The organism is Caballeronia temeraria, from assembly GCF_001544795.2.
Classification (GTDB): Bacteria; Pseudomonadota; Gammaproteobacteria; order Burkholderiales; family Burkholderiaceae; genus Caballeronia; species Caballeronia temeraria.
Map to the genome: position 1 here is coordinate 235,821 of NZ_FCOI02000008.1, position 18,725 is coordinate 254,545.

The following is an 18,725-nucleotide window of genomic DNA, read 5'->3' on the forward strand; positions in this document are numbered from 1 at the left end:
TTCACAGCGCGACGCCTTCGTCGCCGACCAGTTTTTCGAGCAGCCAGATCAATGCGAAATCGATCAGCACGATGACGACCGCGAACGAGAACACGGTCGGATCGAGCGAGGACACGGTGCGGCTGTACAGCCAGATCGGCAGCGTCATCGTATTGATGCCGTACAGAAAGAACGTCACCGTGAATTCGTTGAACGAGATGATGAAGGCGAACAGCATGCCGGCGAGAATGCCCGGCCGCATGAGCGGCAGGACCACATCGACGATCGCGCGGCGCGGGCTCGCGCCCATCACGCACGCGGCCTCCTCGAACTCGGAGCCGATCGATGCCACCGATGCCGCGCAGTTCTTCACCGTGAACGGCAGAGCGAGAATCACGTGCGCGATGATGAGCCGCAGGATGCCGAGCTCGACGGGAAGCACGTTGAACACGAGCAGCAGCGAAAGCCCGAGCATCACGAGCGGATAGACGAGCGGCAGCGCGACGAGCTGTTCGATCACGGCCTTGCCGCGAAAGCGGTAGCGTGACAGCGCGTAGGCGGCGGGCACCGAGACCGCCGTGGCGATGATCATCGTCGAGATCGCGACGATGAGGCTCGTGGTCAGGGCGGCGCCCATCGAGAGCACGTCGCTCGCATCGGGCGACAGGAACGTATGCCACGCGGCGTGATACCAGCGCAGACCGAAGTGCTGCGGCGGGAATTCGAGCGTATCCGAATCGCCGAACGACATCGTGATCATCGTCAGGATCGGCAGGGCCGCGAGAAACAGCACGATGGTCGCGAAGAGGCTGGTCGCGCGGCCGAGCCGTCCCGGCATGATCGCGGTGAGGCGCAGGGTGCTCATGAGCAGGACTCCTCCGTGCGTTGCATGCCGCGCACGAGCCGTTGCGAAACCGATATGACGACGAGCGTCGCCACCATCAGCACCACCCCCGATGCCGACGCCGCCGGCCAGTTCAGAAGCGGCGCCACCTGGTCGTGCACGAGCACGGCGAGCATGGGCACGCGACGCCCGCCGAGCAGCAGCGGCACGGCGAACGCGCTTGCGTTGTAAGCGAAGACGAGCAGGGCGCCGGACACGAGACCGGGCATCGCGAGCGGCAGCACGATGTGGCGCAGCGTCTGCGAGCGGGTCGCGCCGAGCGTTGCAGCCGCCTCTTCGTAGGAGCGCGAGATGGCGCGCATCGCGCTCGCGAGCGGCAGCACGGCAAGCGGGAACGCGGTCTGGATCAGGCCGAGGAGCACGCCGTTCTCGCGATAAAGCCACTGCACCGGACGGTGGACGATCCCGGCGGCGAGCAGCGCGTGATTCAGCATGCCGGCCGGCCCCAGCATCACGAGCCAGCCATAGCCTTGCAGCAGCAGGTTGACGAGCAGCGGCAGCAGCACGCCCGCAAGAAGAAGACGGCGAGCGAGCCGCGATTCGGTGCGCGCCATTGCCAGCCCCACGGGAATCGCCAGCAGCACCGCGCAGACCATGCTTTGAAACGCGAGCTTCAGGGTGAGCCAGAGCGAATGCAGGAAGTACGAATCGGCGAGGTCCGCATAGTTGCGCAGCGTGAGCGCGTGCCACTCGTTCCCCGGCACGCCGAAGCTCATGCGCAGCACCGCGAGCGAGGCTGCGACGAGCACGGCGAGAAAGGCCAGGATCGGCGCAAGGAGAATCCAGGGCGGCACTCTGGGCAGCGCGGGCGCCGCGGACTGCCCGGTGTCGACGTCCGTCATCGCGGCTGCCCTGCGGCGGAAGAGAAGTGCGGACATGGATGTCAGGCCGAGAAGATTTCCGTGTAGCGCTTGATCCACGCCGGTTGGACCGCCGCCAGCGCCTTGTCGTCGTGCAGCACGGCGTTCTCGGCGATTTGCTGGGGCGAGGGCACGAACGCGCGGCTTTCGGCGGGGATGACCGCTTTCGAATTCACCGGACCGTTCAGCACGTCGGCGGCCATGCGGCCTTGCACGCCGGCGTCGAGCGAATGGTTGATGAACGCGTGGATCAGATCGATGTCGCCCGGATGCGCCTTCGGGATGACCGTGAACATCAACTGCGTGGCGAAGCCTTCCTTCATGCCGTACGTGACGGCCATCTTGTACTCGGGCTTGCGCAACTGATTGGGGAAGAACGCCGGCGAGTAGATGCCGCCGATATCCAGCGATCCGGTGCGAAACAGATCGGCGACCTGATTCGGATTCTCGCCGAGCGTGAGCACGCGATCCTTCAGTTGCGCGAGCTTTTTGAAGCCCGGCTCGATGTTCTGCTGCGAGCCACCGGCCATCTTCGCGGCGATGATCGCGAGATCGACCGCTTCAGCCCATTCCGGCGGCGGCAGGAAGATTCGGCCCGCGTACTTCGGATCCCAGAGCGCCTCGTAGCTCGAAGGCGCCGTCTTCACCGACGACGTGCTGTACACGAGGCCGTCCGACCACAGCAGATAGCCGATGCCGAAGCCATTGGCGCCGGTGCGGTATTGCGCGCCGACATCCTTCAGGTTCGGCAGCTTGTTCAGATCGGGCTTCATCAGCAGGCCCGCGTCCGCGAGGCCCGAAGCGCCCACGCCCGCGAGCGTGATCACGTCGTAGGTCGGCCTGTCGCCGGCCGCCTTCACCTTCGCCACCATGCCGGACGTGCCGTCGGCGCGATCGGCGACGACCTGCGCGCCGGTCTTCTGACTGAAGGTCGCGGCGATGTTGCGCAATGCCGCGGCGCCGGTGTCGTCCGACCACGTCAGCAGACGCAGCGTCTTGCCGGCAAAGCTCTTTTCCTGCGCCTTCGCCGTGCTGATGAACGGCATCGGCAGGCTCGACGCGGCGAGCGCCATGCCGATGGTCTTGATGGCCTGCCTTCTGCCTCGTTTGATGTCCTGCATGGCTCACTCCTCGGTGAAAGGTGCAGCAGTCGGTCAATGCGGTAAGTCAATCGACAACGGCGTCGGTGAGAACACTCTAGGGATGCAAAATTTCGGCAACAATCGAATTCTCGGCATGGTTGCCATGAGCCGAATGCATGGCTCGGGCTTCTAAAAGCCTTTCAATCGGGGACGGCCGCCGCGCGCACGATCTGCTTGATCTCCTGGAATGCGGCGAGTCCGAACGGGCCGAGCTCGCGGCCGATACTGCTTTTTTTGTAACCGCCCCAGGAAGTCTGAGGAAAGATCAGTTGCGGTGAATTGATCCAGACGACGCCCGCCTGCAGCGCGCCGGCCATGCGCTCGCCGCGTGCCTCGTCCCGGGTGACGACGGTTGCGACCAGCCCGAACTCGGTGTCGTTGGCCGCGTCGATCGCGTCGTCTTCGGTATCGAAGCTGCGCACGCACAACACGGGACCGAAGATCTCTTCGCGCCATACGGCGCTGCTCGTGGGCACATCGACGAACATCGTTGGCTTGACGAAATATCCGGCTCCATCCGGCGCTTCGCCCTGGACCACGAGGCTCGCCCCGTCCGCCTTGCCCCGTGCGATGAAACGTTGCACGCGTTCATACTGCGGGCGGTTCGTCAGCGGCCCCATCTGCACGCCCGCGGCAAACGGATCGCCGACGACGGTTCGCGCCACCCGGTCGGCGAGGCGCGCGATCAGCGCCGGCGCGAGCGAGCGCTCGACGAGCACGCGCGACGTGGCCGAGCACATCTGTCCGGCATTGAAGAACGCGCCGCCCACGACGAGATCGACGGCGAGATTGAGGTCGGCGTCCGCGAACACGACGATCGACGACTTGCCGCCCAGTTCGAGGCTCACGCCCTTGATGGATTGCGCCGCCGCTTTCATGACCTGCTCGCCGACCGCCGTGCTGCCGGTGAACGACACCTTCGACACGAGCGGATGCATCGTGAGCGCCGCACCGACCTCCGTGCCGGTGCCCGGCACGACGTTCAACACGCCCGGCGGCAGACCCGCGCGCTCCACGATCGCGGCGAGTTCCAGCTCCGGCAAGGGCGTGAATTCGGACGGCTTCAGCACGACCGTGCACCCCGCTGCGAGCGCGGGAGCGAGCTTCCACGCCGTCGTGACCATCGGGAAGTTCCACGGCACGATCAAACCGACCACGCCCGCCGGTTCACGGCGGATCACGGCGCGATGATCGCTGCTCGGTATTGCGATCGCTTCTTCGGGCACATCGAGCGTTTGCGCCAGGTCGGCGTAATAGTCGAAGGTCGCGATCACGTCGCCGACATCGATGCGCGATTCCGCAATCGGCTTGCCGTTGTTGAGCGACTGAAGCGCGGCGAGGTGCTCGCCATGCGCCTCCACGCCGCGCGCGATGGCACGCAGAAAGCCTGCCCGTTCCGCGCCCGATGTCTGCTTCCAGGCGCGAAAGGCGCGCGATGCCGCGCGCACCGCGCGATCGACATCGGCGGGACTTCCGGCGTCCACTTCGACGATCGTTTCTTCCGTCGACGGATCGACGACGGGCAGCCGCTGCCTCGTCTCCGGCGCGCACCAGCTGCCGTCGATGAAGAGCCGCGTGCGCAGCGGGAAATCGAAAACGGGGCGTGCCTGCGCGCTCATGACGGCACCCGCGCGAACCAGTCGCCTTCGCGGACCTCGATCACGGTCGGGATATCGCGCGATACCGCTCGTCGCAATTGCGCGTCGAGCGCTTGCGGCTTGTCGACGGTCGCGGCTTCGCATCCGAAGGCTTTCGCGAGCGCGATGAAGTCGGGCGTGTAGATATCGACGCCGACGGGCGAGATATCGCGCTGCTCCATGTATTTCCGGATCTCGCCGTAACCGAAGTTGTTCCACAGCAGCACGATCACGGGCACGCGCGCTTCGACCGCGCTCGCCAGTTCCGGCAGCGTGAACTGGAGGCCGCCGTCTCCGATCAGGCACACGACGGGCCGCTCACGCGCGGCGAGCTTCGCGCCGATCGCGGCGGGCAGGCCATAGCCGAGCGTGCCGTAGCCGGTCGACGAGTTGAACCATGAGCGCGGTGCGGGTGCATCGTGGAGAAAATTGCCGGCATAGACCGGGCTCGTCGAATCGCCCGCAATGATGACGCCGGGCAGGGCGCCGACGATCGTGTCGATCAGGCGCTTCTGCGATCGCATCGCGGCGTCGAAGCCGGCGAAGACGGCGTCGCGCACCGCCGTCACGCGCGCGGCGCCCCAGTCCGGCGACGCGGGACGCACTGGTTGCTCGTGCAGTCTCGTCGACAGTGCGCTCAACGTCTCGCGCGAATCACCGACGATAGCCACATCCGGCTGAGCGTTGCGCATGACCTGCTGCGCATCGATATCGATGCGGATGAGTTGTCCCGCGATCGCGAACCCGCCGTCGAAGAACACGTCGTAGTCGGTCTCGCCGAGTTCGGTGCCGACCGCGAGCACGACGTCGGCTTCGCGAATCATCGTGCGCGTCGGCGGCAGCGATTGCGTCGAGCCGATGAGAAGCGGCGCGTCGCACGGGAGCAGTCCTTTGGCGTTGGTGGTGAGCGCCACGGGCGCCTGCAGCCGCTCGGCGAGTTCGCGCAATTCCACTGCGGCGTGCGCTGCGCCGCCGCCGGCGAGAATCAGCGGGCGCCGGGCATCGGCGAGGAGGTCCACGGCACAGGCGAGCGCGTCAGGATGCGCGGTGGGCTTCGCCGCGTGCACGGCGGGCGTCGTCTTGACAGTATTCGCCGGGGAGACGATGACATCGAGCGGAATCTCGATATGGACGGGCCGCGGCCGCGCGCTCTCGAACACCGCGAATGCGCGCGCCAGCACCTGAGGCAGCTCGGCGGCATCCAGCAGGGTGTGAGAGAACGCAGCGAGGCCGTCGAATACTTCGTGCTGCGAAGGAAGTTCGTGAAGGCGTCCGTCTCCGTTGCCGAGGTGTCCGCGCGCATTGACGCTCGAGATCACGAGCATCGGAATGGAGTCGGCATAGGCCTGCGCCATGGCGGTCGCGATGTTGGTCATGCCCGGCCCGGTGATGATGAAGCACACGCCGGGTTTGCCCGTGACACGTGCGTATCCGTCGGCCATGAAGCCCGCGCCCTGTTCGTGACGCGGCGTCACGTGCCGGATCGACGAGCGCGCAAGCCCGCGATAAAGCTCCACGGTATGCACACCCGGTATGCCGAATACGTAATCGACGCCGTAGGTCTCGAGCAATGTGACGAGCGTTTCGCCGCAGGTTCGAGGACATGCGTCCGCACGGCCATTTGCCGCTCTTGCCGTGCGTTCGTCGAAGTGTTTGGTGGATTCGCGAAGGTTCATCGGTCGTCGCATTCCTGGTTGGTCTCACCGCGGACGCGGTCGGGATGCAACCATTCTCGACGTGGCCGAGTCGCGACGACAATCGAAAAGATCTCATGAGGCGCATGACTTTCCTGCATGGAAAGTCGAATACGATATCCACCGCGGGGCGTCGATCGGTTCCGATGCTTGACCGTATTCCACGACAAGGAGAGGTGACCATGAACGCACCGTCCGCGCAGAGTCCAGCCATCGTGCCGGCGCGAACCGCGCTTATCGTCATGCATTACCAGACCGATATTCTGGGGCTTTTCCCATCGGTCGCGCCGGCCCTGCTCGCCAATACGCGCAAGCTATGCGACGCAGCGCGGGCGAGGGGCGTCGGCGTCTATTTCGCCAATTTGCGGTTCAGTCCGGGCTATCCCGAGGTCAGCCCGCTGAACCGGAACGGACAGGGAATCAAGCGGCTCGGTCTCTTTACCGGCGACCGGACCGCGCCGGAGTTAGGCCAGCGCGATGACGAACCGCTTATCATCGCGCACCGTGCCAGCGTGTTCTTCGGCACCGGTCTGGAGGAACGGCTTCGCGCACGAGGCATCGATTCGCTGATCATGGTCGGCATCGCGTCGACCGGTGTCGTGCTGTCGTCGGTCGCGTATGCAAGCGATGCGGACTTCCGCCTGTACACGGTCAAGGACTGTTGTTACGACCCGGATCCGGTGGTGCATGAACATCTCTTCTCGACCGCGTTCGATTCGCGCACGACGGTGCTGTCGCTCGAGGATGCCTTGCGGTTGCTCGACTAGCCGGCGTGCGCTCGCGCACCACGTGAAACGTGCGGAAACCCGCCACGAGCCGGCCCCTGAAGATCACACGTGATGCAACTTGCGTTTGGGCTGATGCGTACGTTGCCGCGTTTCCCAACCGTCCGCGAGTCCGACTTCCGCGTGCGAAGGTTCGAGCGTCGGCACGCCTTTGACCAGGTCGGCGGCCCGTTCCGCGAGCATGATCGTGGGCGCGTTCAGGTTGCCGTTCGGTTCGGTCGGAAAAACGGAGGAGTCGATCACGCGCAGCCCGTCCACGCCGCGTACCCGCAGTTCGGAATCCACCACCGCCATCTCGTCTTCGCCCATGCGGCACGAACCGCACGGATGCATCGTGCTTTCCAGGTTCGCGCGGACGAAGGCGTCGATCTCGGCGTCCGTCCGCACGTCCGGACCCGGCGCGAGCTCGACGTCGCGGAACGGGTCCATCGCCGGCTGCGCGATGATTTCCCGCGTGAGACGCACGCAGCGCCGGAATCCCTCGCGGTCTTCCTCCCGTTCGAGATAGTTGAAGCGGATCTCGGGATGCACGTAAGGATCCGCTGCGTTCAGGCGCACGTAACCCCGGCTCTTCGGCTTGTTGGGTCCGGTGAGGATCATGAAGCCATGCCCCTTGAGCGGCTTGTCGCCGTCGTAGCGCATCGCGGCGGGCAGGAAGTGGAACTGGATGTCCGGCCAGCGCAGACCTGTTTCCGAGCGAATGAAGCCGCCCGCTTCGAAATGATTGCTGGCCCCGAGCCCATCCTTGAACAGCAGCCAGCGCAGCCCGATCATGAACTTGCTGAACGGGTCCATCTTGCTGTTGAGCGTGACCGGTTGCTTGCACGCGTACTGGATATAGATCTCGGCGTGATCCTGCAGACTTTCTCCGACGCCCGGCAGATCGTGCCGGACCTCGACGCCCGCGCGGCGCAGCACGTCCGCCGGTCCGATGCCCGAGCGCTGAAGCAGATGCGGCGAACCGATCGGCCCTGACGAGATCAGCACTTCGCTGCGGCAGCGCGCGGTATGGCGCACGCCGCCCTGATCGTAGACGACGCCGACCGCGCGCTTGCCTTGGATCAGCACTTGACGTGTCATCGCATTGGTCACGACGTGCAAGTTGGGCCGCGTCATCGCCGGCCGCAGGTACGCGTTGGCGGTGGACCAGCGCACGCCGTCCTTGACGGTCATATGCATCGCGCCGAAGCCTTCCTGCATGTAGCCGTTGCAATCGTCCGTCTTGATGTAGCCCGCCTGCGCACCCGCTTCGACCCATGCGCCGTAAAGCGGATTGCGCATGTTGTTGCCGTTGTTCGTCGACAAGGGCCCGCTCTCGCCGCGATACAGATCGCCGCCGAACTTGTAGTTCTCCGCGCGCCGGAAATACGGCAGGCAGTTCGCATAGCCCCAGCCGCGCGCGCCGAGCGATTCCCATTCGTCGAAGTCGTATGCGTGGCCGCGAATGTAGACGAGACCGTTGATCGACGACGACCCGCCCAGCACCTTGCCGCGCGGACAATGCAGCTGGCGCCCGTCGAGATGCGGTTCCGGCGCGGTCTCGTACTTCCAGTTGTACTTCTTCGTGTTCATCGGCATCGAGAAGGCGCTCGGCATCTGGATGATGATGCTGCGATCGCTGCCGCCGTATTCCAGCACCAGCACGCGCACCGACGGGTCTTCGGAGAGGCGGTTGGCCAGCACGCATCCGGCCGAACCCGCACCGACGATGATGTAATCGTATTGATCGGTTGACATGTCTTTTCCTGTTTCTCAATCGTGGGTGACGAGCCGTGTCAGAAGCGCTTGTCGCCGGTCGTGTACTGGGGCTGGGTCTTTTCGATGTGATGGATCACCACTTCTTCCTTTCGCATGTCGAGCGAACGGGCAAGCAGGAAGTACGCGATGCCCGAGACGATCAGACCGACCAGCCATGCGAGATCGACACTGCCGATCGCCCGTGCGAGCGGACCGACATAGACTTCGTCCTGACCATCGAAGATGCAGAAGAAGGGGATCATCGCGGCGAAGCCGATCACATACGAGGTCAGTCCACGCGCACCCCATGTGCCGTACACACTGCCGCGCGGCATGAAGAAATGCGGAATCGCATAGCGGCCTTTGCGGACGAAGAAATAGTCGGTGAGATTGACCGCCGTCCACGGCACGAGGAAGTACAGCATCACGACGAGGTAGATGTTCAGCACCGACAATCCCTTGCCTGACGTGTAGATGCTCAGCGCCACGCCCAGTTGCAGGCACACGACGAAGAGCACCGCGACGATGCGCGTCCTCGCCGTCGGCCGGATCTTCCTGAACGAGTCGACTCCGGTGATGGCGGTCAGCTTCGCGCTGTAGATGTTCATCGCGATGACGGGCAGGAACGCGAGAATCGTCACACCGACGAACACACTGCCGAGACCCGGCGCGAGATCGCTGCCGACCTGATTGAGCGCGACGAGCACATCGCTCGCATGCAGGTGATCCGCGAGCCAGCCGCCGACGGCGATCATCCACGCACCCGACAGCGACGCGCCCACGAACACCGCCGCGATCAGCTTGCCGCCCGGCGTGTTCTTCGGCAGATAGCGCGAGTAGTCGGACACGTACGGCGCATAGGCGATGTTGTAGCTGGCCGCCGCCGCGAACTGCGCGATGAATCCCGTCCAGTTGAAGCCGAGCGGCGCCGGAGGATTCGCGCCCGCCGCCGCCGCGGGCAACGGGATGTCATGCACCCAATGCATCAGCACCGCGAGCGTGACGAGGCCATACAGCGGCAGCGACAGATAGAGCGCCCACTTGAAGCTGCGATGCATCCAGTCGTGGCCGAGCACGGCGAGTATCGATGCGGGCACGGTGACCGCGAGCGCGATCCTGACCGGGTCCCAGCCGAACAGCGTCTTGAGTCCCTGCATCATCAACACGAGATTGACGATGTTGAAGCCCGCGAAGACGAACAAGGTCGCGAACAGCACCAGAATCACGCCGCGATAACCGAACTGCGCGCGCGACTGGATCATCTGCGGCAAGCCGAGATGCGGACCTTGCGAGCCGTGAAACGCCATGAACAGCGTTCCGAACATGATGCCGAGCGTGCCGGCGACCGTCGTCCACCACGATGTGAGACCGACGCTCGGTCCGACGAAGCCGATCGTCATCGTGAAGAAGGTGAAATTGCCGAGGAACCAGAACGGTCCCTGGCGGGACAAGCGGTCGGTTCGCTCGTGCTCGGGAATGAAGTCGATCGAATGACCTTCTATCGCGCCGTGTTCGCTCGCCGCCGCCGAATTTGCGCTCGCGCCTGCCGCGCTTTCATATGATTTCATCGCGTACCTCGATCAGTATGCTGATGCCGTAAGAGGGAAAGACGCTCAGTGCAAGGTGATCCAGACGGCTTTCGTCTCCGTCAGATGGTCGAGCTGCTCCATCCCGAGATCCTTGCCGAAACCGGATTCCTTGAAGCCGCCGAACGGCATCGCCGGGTCGATCGTGCTGTGCGCGTTCACGTAGACGCTGCCCGCGCGCAGTTGCGGCACGAGCGTGTGGATGCGATTTACATCGTTCGAATAGATGGCCGCGGCGAGGCCATAGGGCGAGTCGTTCGCGAGCTTCACGGCTTCGTCGATGTCGTCGAAAGGCGAGGTCACCAGCACGGGTCCGAAGATCTCTTCGCGGACGATCTTCATCGCGTTGTTGCAGTGGGCGAAGATCGCGGGCTCGACGAAATATCCGGCTTCTTCGCGCTTGCGTCCGCCGTAGACGAGTTCGGCGCCTTCGCGACGTCCCGCGTCGATATACGCGCTCACGCGTTCCTTCTGCAGCGCCGACACCAGAGGACCGATGAAGCAGTCGGGATCGAGGCCCGGCGCGATCTTCAACGTGCGCGTGTAGTCGATGAGCGCGCCGAGAAAGCGCTCGTGAATCTTGCGCTGGACATACACGCGCGTGCCCGCGTCGCAGACCTGACCGGAGTTGAAGAACATGCCGTTCGCGACGGCGCGCGCGGCGGCGTCGACGTCCGCATCGTCGAGCACGAGCACCGGCGACTTGCCGCCGAGTTCCAGCGTCACGCGGCGGATATCCTGCACGGCCGCCTGTCCCACGTCGCGCCCGACGTTCGTCGAGCCGGTGAACGTGAGCTTGTCGATGCCGGGATGACGCGCGAGCGCCGCACCGATCACGCCGCCGCGTCCCGTCACGACATTGACGACGCCATCGGGAATGCCCGCTTCCTGCACGAGTTCGGCGAAACGCAGCGTCGACAGCGACGTGAGCTCGGCCGGCTTGATGACCGCCGTGCAGCCCACGGCAAGCGCGGCGGCGAGCTTCCACGCCATCGTCTGAAGCGGGAAATTCCACGGCACGATGATGCCCACGACGCCGACCGGCTCCTTGCGCGTGTAGGCGACGTAATCGCCCGGCAGCGAAGGCTCTACCGTGCGCCCGTGCAGCTTCGATGCCCATCCGGCGAAGTAGCGGAACGTGTCGATGGTGCCCTGCACGTCGACGTCGCGCGCCTGCGCGGCGGACTTGCCCATGTCGATCGATTCGATTTCCGCAAGCTCGGTCGCGTTCGCTTCGATCAGATCCGCGAGCCGATGCAGCAGGCGCTCCCGTTCCAGCGGCTTGAGCTTGCGCCACGGGCTGCCGTCGAACTGCGTGCGCGCGGCGCGGACCGCGCGATCGAGATCGTCGATCGTGGCGAGCGGAATCTGCGTGATGACGCCGGTCGTCGACGGCTCGATCACATCGAGCGCTTCTTCCGCGGCGCCGCGCACCCACTCGCCGCCGATGAACATTTTCTGCGGCTTGTTCAAAAAGCGCGTGGTGGCTTCCTGAACGCCGAAGCGCTCCAGATAGTCGCGGACAAGGGTATCCAACGTCGTCTCCTGTATGTCCGGGGCTTCATGATGTCGAGCCCCGTGAATGTCGATATCGATATGAACCGGCCGTTGCTGGCGCGTTCGTCAGCGTCGGGCCTTGCTGCGCTCGTGAAAGATGAAGCCGATGGAATTCATCAGCAGTTGAGCGGCGAGAATCGGTGTGACGCCGGCGGGATCGTAGGCGGGCGCGACTTCCACGAGGTCCATTCCTATGATGTTTCCGTGGCTGCGCCGGGCGAGCGCCTGGATGATCTCGAGCACCTCGTAGTACTGAAAGCCGCCGTGGCTGGGCGTCCCCGTACCGGGCGCGATGGACGGGTCGAAGCCGTCGATATCGATGGTTATATAGTAGGCCGCGCCTTCGGGAATCCGCGCAAGCACGCCTTCCGTGCCGAGCCGGCGCACGTCGCGCACCGACAGAATCTCGGAGCCGGCAGAGCGCGCCGCGTCATAGTCGTCGCGGTTCGACGACGACACGTTGCGAATGCCGAGCTGCGTCATGCCGACGATATGCGCCATCTCGGACGCGCGCCGCAGCGGATTGCCGTGGCCGTAGCGCACGCCGTGACGCTCGTCGACGAAATCCAGGTGTGCATCGAAGTGGACGATATGGATGGGTCCCTTGCCCTCGAACGCCTTGATCACGGGCGCGTGAATCGAATGGTCGCCGCCCAGCGTGACGGGCATCGCGCCGCATTCGAGAATCTTGCGCACCGCGAATTCGATGTTCGCGTTGCTGCTCTCCATGTCGGTGTGCACGATATCGGCATCGCCGACATCGACCATGCGCAACTGATCGCGGCTCAGATACAGCACATCGTCTTCGTGATCGTAGGCGCCCGCGTGCCCGAACGAAAACAGCGTCGACGCCTCGCGGATGCTGCGCGGCCCGAAGCGCGCGCCGGAGCGCCATTGCGTGCCCATGTCGTTCGGCGCGCCGAGAATGGCGACGTCGGCGTCGATCCGGTTCCAGTCGAGGCATACCGGCGACTTCGCGAACGTGCAATGGCCGACGAACGGCAGATTGAGCCGCCCGGATTCATAGCTGTTGCCCTGCATTTCAGCATCTCCTGTTCTGTCAGATGGGACCGCGGGTTTGAGCCCGCGCGTTGTTTTGCGAAACTATGAACAGGAATGACGGCCGTAAAAATCACGAGTATCGGATGTTCACATCGGATAATCCGAAGCAACGACGCGAGGAGGCGCGAACCCGATGACCCAGTTGCAGGACGTGGATCTCAAGCTGCTGCGCGTCTTCATGGCCGTGGTGCGGTGCGGCGGCTTTTCCGCTGCGCAGGCGAGCCTGAACGTGAGCCAGTCGACGATCAGCGAACAGATGACGACGCTCGAAACCCGCCTCGGGCTCAAGCTGTGCGAGCGCGGCCGCGGCGGCTTCCGGCTGACCGAGCACGGCATTGCGACGTACGAAGCGGCGCAACGTTTGCAGATCGCGGTGGAAGCGTTCTGCATGGATACCGATGCGCTCAAGAAGCACATCTCGGGAAAGCTCTACCTCGGGACCATCGACAACACGGTGTCCGACAAGACTTCGCCGTTGCCGCATGCGTTGCAGAAGTTCGTATCGCGCGGGCACGACGTGCACGTGGACGTCTACGTCGGCTCGCCGGCCGAACTGGAGGAACGCGTGCTCGACGGCCGGCTGCATATCGCGATCGGCCACTTTCCGATCCACGTGCCGGGGCTGCGGTACGACGAGCTTTACGTCGAACCGGATGGCCTCTATTGCGGCAAGGGCAACCCGCTCTACGCACGCGCGTTCGATGCCGACGTGTCTTCCGAAGCGATCGCGGAAAGCCGGATCGTCGCGCGCGGCTACTTTCAGCAACACGATCTGCGCATGTTGAGCGCGAGCAAGGCGGCCGCCACCGTCGATAACGTCGAGGCGCAGGCCATCCTCATTCTGTCGGGCGCGTACGTCGGCTTTCTGCCCAATCACTATGCGAGCAAATGGGTCGAGAGCGGCGACATGCGCAGAATCTGCGCCGGGCGCTTCGGCGGCGACTGGCCGTTCTGCGCGATCACGCGACGCGGGGCATCGATGCCGTCGATCCTCAAGGTGTTCATGGCGGATCTGCAGGCGTGCCAGGAAACATTGCGATCGACTTGCCCCGATAACTGAGCTTCGCGCGTCGCGACGGGCGCGATGACGGTCCGTCTCAAAAATCGCTTGCGTGCGGTAATTCGTAACGCTATCGTGCGAATGTTCTCGAATGCAGCGCGGGAGAGACCGTCATCCTCATGACGGCGCCGACGGAGCAACCGCCCCGGAAACTCTCAGGCCAAAGGACCGCGCCGCACGAACGATCTGGAGAGAGGCGCGCTGCGCCCACCGAAGGGGATTTCCCGCCACGCGGGATCGAAACTCTCAGGTACATGGACAGATGGGGCAGGGAGCCGGAATGGACGCACATCGCGTCGCGCCGGCACATGCTCAACGCAATCTGGACCATGTCATGTCAAGAATCGCCATCATCGGCGCCGGCATCACCGGCGTCACGACCGCTTACGCCCTCGCTCGCCGTGGCTTCGACGTCACCGTCTTCGAACGTCATCGCTATGCGGCGATGGAAACCTCCTTCGCCAACGGCGGCCAGTTGTCCGTCAGTAACGCGGAAGTCTGGAATCACACCGCCACCGTCGTGAAAGGGCTGCGCTGGATGCTCACGCGCGATGCGCCGTTGCTCCTCAATCCATCGCCTTCCTGGCACAAGTATTCGTGGATGGGCGAGTTCCTGCGACAGATCGGCAATTACCGCGCGAACACCATCGAGACCGTGCGCCTGGCGCTTGCGGCGCGCAGTCATCTTTATGCGATCGCGGAGCGCGAGCGGATCGACTTCGATCTGGAGCGCCGCGGCATTCTGCATGTTTATCGAAACAGCAAGGACTACGATGGAGCCGCGAAGGTCAACGAGCTTCTGCGCGAAGGCGGTCTCGACCGGTACGCCGTCGATGGCAGCGAGATCGGCAGGATCGAACCGGCGCTGCATGGCGAGTTCTACGGCGGCTTCTTCACGCCATCGGACGCCACCGGCGACATCCACAAGTTCACGCGCGGACTCGCGCAAGCGTGCGTGAGGCACGGCGTCGAATTCAGGTACGACACGGAAATCGCATCGATCGACCAGACGCGCAATGGGCGTTTCGACATCCGCACGCATCACGCCGACGATGCGCACGCGAGCGGGTTCGATCGCATCGTCGTATGTGCGGGCGTGAGAAGCCGCGAGTTCGCGCAGATGCTCGGCGACCACGTGAACGTGTATCCGGTGAAGGGCTATTCGATCACCGTATGCCTCGACGACGAAGCGAGCCGTCAGGCGGCTCCGTGGGTCAGCCTGCTCGACGACAAGGCGAAGATCGTGACGAGCCGTCTCGGAGCCGACCGGTTTCGCGTTGCCGGGACAGCGGAGATCAACGGCTTCAATCGCGATATCAGGGCCGATCGCATCGCGCCGCTCGTCGCGTGGACGCGTGAATTGTTCCCGGATACGTCGACGGCGCGAGTCATTCCGTGGGCGGGTCTTCGCCCGATGATGCCGAGCATGCTGCCGCGCGTCGGGCAGGGCAAGCGGGCCGGCGTCTACTACAACACCGGACATGGTCATCTCGGATGGACCTTATCCGCGGCGACCGCGGAGTCTGTCGCCGATGCGATCTTGCTGGACGCGTCGCCGTGCGCGGCGGAGTTGCGTCGCGCCGCATGAGGTGAATCGCGCGCGGCCTCGTCGATAAGGCCGCGCGCATGCCCACGGAATCATGCGCCGAAAGAACGCCGGTTCGCGCGAACGAAGGCTTCGACCGTCTGCGGCGCTTTTCCCGTGACCCGCTCGATGATGCCGTCGACGCCTTCGAACACGCCGTTCCGGTAGTCGATGGCGACTTCGATAAAATGCTGGATCATGAACTCGGGAAGATCGTATGTCCGCAGATGCTCGCGATAGCCGTCGAGCGTGTCCGGGCTATACGTGATCTTCCTGTCGATGACGTGGCTGATCTTGTCCGCGATCTCGTGGTAGTCGAGTTCCACCGGTCCGCAAAGCTCGTACGTTTTGCCGATGTGGCCGGCCGGTTCCGTCAGCACCGCGGCGATGAAGCGAGCCTGATCCTCCGCGGCGATCGGCGCGTGACGGCCATTGCCATAGGGAAGGGCGATCTTTCCTTCCTTGACGATCGTATCGAGCACCCACGGGAAAATCAGCCATTCGGAGAAGAACGTCGGGCGGATATGCACAGTCGGCACGCCCGACCAGTCGAGAACGCGCTCCGCGATCCAGTGATCGCGTGCGGCGTTGCTCTTCGAATCCTGACGGGCGGAGATCTGCGACATCTCCACGACGACTTCCAGACCGGCGCGCCGCGCGGCCTCTGCAAAGTACGCCGTGCCTTGAATGAATCCGGGACGCACCGGGTAGCACAGGTACGCGCCGAATACGCCCTCGGCGGCACGAATCAGATCGTCATGCCTGAGCAGATCGCCCACGACGACTTCGGCGCCAACGGCACGAAGCGCTGCGCTGCGCTCGTCTTCCGTGCGAACCAACGCGCGGACCTCATGGCCGGCCTCGAGAAGATTGTTGACCGTATGGACGCCGGTTTTGCCGGTCGCACCGGTGATCAGGAATTTGCGTTGTTGCATGACGAAGCCTCCAATCGATAAGTGAATGCGCCCGCGAAAGTGCGGAAGTCCTTTGCCCCGTGGCCGCTATCGGCCTCGATAAACGAATGTGCATATGCACATTCAAGTGCGCGTTTTTTGAGTCTCGAAGTGCCGTGAAACTCAAATGGCAGCGACGTGTTGCCTGACGTCTTCCAGCAGCGATGCTGACGCCTCAGGGTCTGAAATGATTCGGGAGATGGTCAGCGCACCGATCATGGCCGATAACGCAAACACAGCCTTCGAGCGGCTCGTCTCTTCCTCGGAGTGTCGGATCCGGTTTGCCAGCATGTCGACGAAGTCGTCGAAGCCGCGAGAGGCGGCCGCGCGCGTGGATTCGTCCGCACGCGCGAGCTCGCTGCCCATGCTTGCAAGGGGGCAGCCGCGCGCCGGGCTGTCCCGATGGGACGTCGACATGTAGGTATCGACGAGAGTCCTGAACTCATTCTCGCCGACGCCTTTCCCGGCTGCGGCATCGAGTGCGCCGATGATCTCGGCGATGGCCGCTTCGCACGCTTCGGCGACCAAATGCTCCTTCGATCCGAAATGCCGATAGAACCCGCCGTGCGAAAGCCCGGCAGCAGCCATCACGTCGGCAACGCCGGTGGATTGGATGCCGTTCGTCCTGAATTCTGCGGCTGCGATTTCGACGATCCGGCGCCGGGTTTCCGCGGTTTCGAGCTTGGACTTTTTCATGATTCGGCCTGCTGCTTGATTCAATGTTTTAGATGATAATCGTCATCTAAAAAGAAATCAAGGACAGAAAGCGCGTGACGCGCCGTTCACGCGGGAACGCGATCGGCGTTCTTGGCGGAGTCGGGTCGCGCTCGCTGATCCGGAAACGTGATCAGCAACAGCGCGACGCCCGCAAGCAGCACGACACCCAGCCCGATCAGGCCGTATTCGGCACTGCCCGTCTGGGTCTTCACCCATCCGACGAATGCCGGGCTCACGAAGCCGCCCGTTCCGCCGAGGCTGGTGATCATCGCGATGCCGCCGGCCGCCGACGATCGCGAGAGGAACATCTGCGGAATCGTCCAGAACACGACGAAGCTGCCGTAAGACGCCGCCGCTGCGAGCGCGAGCAGCCCGACGCCGAGCGGCACGCTGCGGCCCGCCACGGGCAGCAGCGCGAAGGCGAGTGCCGTGACTGCGCCGCTGGCGGCGATGTGCCAGCGGCGCTCCATCGTGCGGTCCGAGTGGGAGCCGACCACGTACGTGCCGAGCGCGGCCGCGACGAAGACGAGCGCCGTGAGCAGGCCGACATCGAGCAGATGGGTGACGCCCAGATCGCGAATCACGGTCGGCGCCCAGAACCCGATGGCGTTGAACGGCATCATCACGGCGAAATACACCAGCGCCGCCAGATAGACGCGCGGATTCCCGAGTGCGCCGCGCAGTCCTTCGAGATGGCCGGTGTGCTTCGTTTTCTCTTCCGCGAGCAGATCCTCTTTCACGAGCGCTTTCTCGGCATCGCTCAGCCAGCGCACTTCCGCGGGCGCGTCGCCGAGCGTGCAATACACGATCAGCCCGAGCAGCACCGCCGGCACGCCTTCGAGCAGGAACAGCCATTGCCATCCCGGAAGGCCTGCCACGCCCGCGAGGCGCGTCATGATGAAGCCCGAAACCGGCCCGCCGACGATGCCGGCCACGGCCGTCGCCATCATGAAAAAAGCGGTGACGCGGGCGCGGCGTTCGCCCGGAAACCAGCAGGCGAGATAGAAGATGATGCCGGGGAAAAAGCCCGCTTCCGTCACGCCGAGCAGAAGGCGCATGGCGTAGAACTGCGCAGGCGTGCGCACGAACATCATGAGACTCGACACCACGCCCCACGCCACCATGATGCGCAGCAGCGTGCGGCGCGCGCCGATGCGCTGCATCAGCAGATTGCTCGGCACCTCGAACAGCACGTATCCGACAAAGAACAGCCCGGCGCCGAGGCCGTAGGTCGCTTCGGAGAAGCCGAGGTCGTGCATGAACTGAAGTTTTGCGAAGCTGATATTGACGCGGTCGACATAGCTCACGACATAGCAGAGGAAGAGCAACGGGATCAGCCGGAAGAAAATTTTCCGGTAGGTCCGCTCGACATCGGCGGCGAAGCGCTCGGGTTCGGCAGGGCTGTTCATGGTCGGATCGTCTCGCGAAAAAGGCATGGGTCGATGGGCGCGCGCCCGCGACGGGCGC

The 18,725-nt window shown here is 64.2% G+C and carries 15 protein-coding genes and 2 riboswitches; of the genes, 3 read left to right on the top strand and 12 right to left on the bottom strand.

Going from position 1 to position 18,725, the window contains the following annotated elements:
- Position 1: 1 nt before the first annotated feature.
- The 5 genes from AWB76_RS14770 to AWB76_RS14790 form a co-directional block, all read right to left on the bottom strand.
- Positions 2-844 (bottom strand): ABC transporter permease, encoded by an 843-nt coding sequence (locus tag AWB76_RS14770; RefSeq protein ID WP_061160852.1) that lies wholly within the window; start codon positions 842-844, stop codon positions 2-4.
- A complete protein-coding gene (locus AWB76_RS14775; protein ID WP_061160853.1) occupies positions 841-1,761 on the bottom strand; it encodes an ABC transporter permease in 921 nt (306 codons plus the stop codon). Before AWB76_RS14775 ends, AWB76_RS14770 begins: the two co-directional genes overlap by 4 nt.
- 5 nt (positions 1,762-1,766) lie before the next feature.
- Positions 1,767-2,864: an ABC transporter substrate-binding protein gene (locus AWB76_RS14780; RefSeq protein WP_061160854.1), complete on the bottom strand. Its 1,098-nt coding sequence runs from the start codon at positions 2,862-2,864 to the stop codon at positions 1,767-1,769.
- A 161-nt stretch (positions 2,865-3,025) separates the two neighbouring features.
- A complete protein-coding gene (locus tag AWB76_RS14785) occupies positions 3,026-4,504 on the bottom strand; it encodes an aldehyde dehydrogenase family protein (protein WP_061160855.1) in 1,479 nt (492 codons plus the stop codon).
- The gene (locus AWB76_RS14790) at positions 4,501-6,198 is read right to left on the bottom strand and encodes a 5-guanidino-2-oxopentanoate decarboxylase (RefSeq protein WP_074171355.1); all 1,698 of its coding nucleotides are present in this window, start codon (positions 6,196-6,198) and stop codon (positions 4,501-4,503) included. The genes AWB76_RS14785 and AWB76_RS14790 overlap by 4 nt, the downstream gene beginning before the upstream one ends.
- Before the next feature lie 164 nt (positions 6,199-6,362).
- On the opposite strand from AWB76_RS14790, the gene AWB76_RS14795 reads away from it, so the two are divergent.
- Complete coding sequence (locus AWB76_RS14795) at positions 6,363-6,983, top strand: cysteine hydrolase family protein (protein WP_061160907.1); 621 nt, start codon at positions 6,363-6,365, stop codon at positions 6,981-6,983.
- A gap of 63 nt (positions 6,984-7,046) precedes the next feature.
- On the opposite strand, the gene betA is transcribed toward AWB76_RS14795, so the two are convergent.
- From betA to speB, 4 genes are all read right to left on the bottom strand, one after another.
- Complete coding sequence (gene betA, locus AWB76_RS14800) at positions 7,047-8,738, bottom strand: choline dehydrogenase (RefSeq protein ID WP_061160857.1); 1,692 nt, start codon at positions 8,736-8,738, stop codon at positions 7,047-7,049.
- 38 nt (positions 8,739-8,776) lie between these two features.
- The gene (locus AWB76_RS14805; RefSeq protein ID WP_061160858.1) at positions 8,777-10,306 is read right to left on the bottom strand and encodes a purine-cytosine permease family protein; all 1,530 of its coding nucleotides are present in this window, start codon (positions 10,304-10,306) and stop codon (positions 8,777-8,779) included.
- A gap of 45 nt (positions 10,307-10,351) precedes the next feature.
- Positions 10,352-11,860, bottom strand: coding sequence for an aldehyde dehydrogenase family protein (locus AWB76_RS14810; RefSeq protein WP_061160859.1), 1,509 nt, complete (start codon positions 11,858-11,860; stop codon positions 10,352-10,354).
- Between the two features lie 87 nt (positions 11,861-11,947).
- Positions 11,948-12,922, bottom strand: a complete 975-nt coding sequence (speB, locus tag AWB76_RS14815) for an agmatinase (protein WP_061160860.1) — start codon at positions 12,920-12,922, stop codon at positions 11,948-11,950.
- A 154-nt stretch (positions 12,923-13,076) separates the two neighbouring features.
- Here speB and AWB76_RS14820 point away from each other — a divergent pair, with 154 nt between their 5' ends.
- Positions 13,077-14,003 (top strand): LysR family transcriptional regulator, encoded by a 927-nt coding sequence (locus tag AWB76_RS14820; protein ID WP_061160861.1) that lies wholly within the window; start codon positions 13,077-13,079, stop codon positions 14,001-14,003.
- Positions 14,004-14,092: 89 nt separating this feature from the next.
- Positions 14,093-14,184: riboswitch (glycine riboswitch) on the top strand.
- Between the two features lie 3 nt (positions 14,185-14,187).
- Positions 14,188-14,267: riboswitch (glycine riboswitch) on the top strand.
- A gap of 70 nt (positions 14,268-14,337) precedes the next feature.
- Positions 14,338-15,591, top strand: a complete 1,254-nt coding sequence (locus AWB76_RS14825; protein ID WP_061160908.1) for a D-amino acid dehydrogenase — start codon at positions 14,338-14,340, stop codon at positions 15,589-15,591.
- A 50-nt stretch (positions 15,592-15,641) separates the two neighbouring features.
- On the opposite strand, the gene AWB76_RS14830 is transcribed toward AWB76_RS14825, so the two are convergent.
- From AWB76_RS14830 to AWB76_RS14840, 3 genes are all read right to left on the bottom strand, one after another.
- Positions 15,642-16,523, bottom strand: coding sequence for an NAD(P)H-binding protein (locus AWB76_RS14830; RefSeq protein WP_061160862.1), 882 nt, complete (start codon positions 16,521-16,523; stop codon positions 15,642-15,644).
- 141 nt (positions 16,524-16,664) lie between these two features.
- Complete coding sequence (locus AWB76_RS14835) at positions 16,665-17,237, bottom strand: TetR/AcrR family transcriptional regulator (protein ID WP_061160863.1); 573 nt, start codon at positions 17,235-17,237, stop codon at positions 16,665-16,667.
- Positions 17,238-17,323: 86 nt separating this feature from the next.
- A complete protein-coding gene (locus AWB76_RS14840; protein WP_061160864.1) occupies positions 17,324-18,667 on the bottom strand; it encodes an MFS transporter in 1,344 nt (447 codons plus the stop codon).
- Positions 18,668-18,725: the final 58 nt, after the last annotated feature.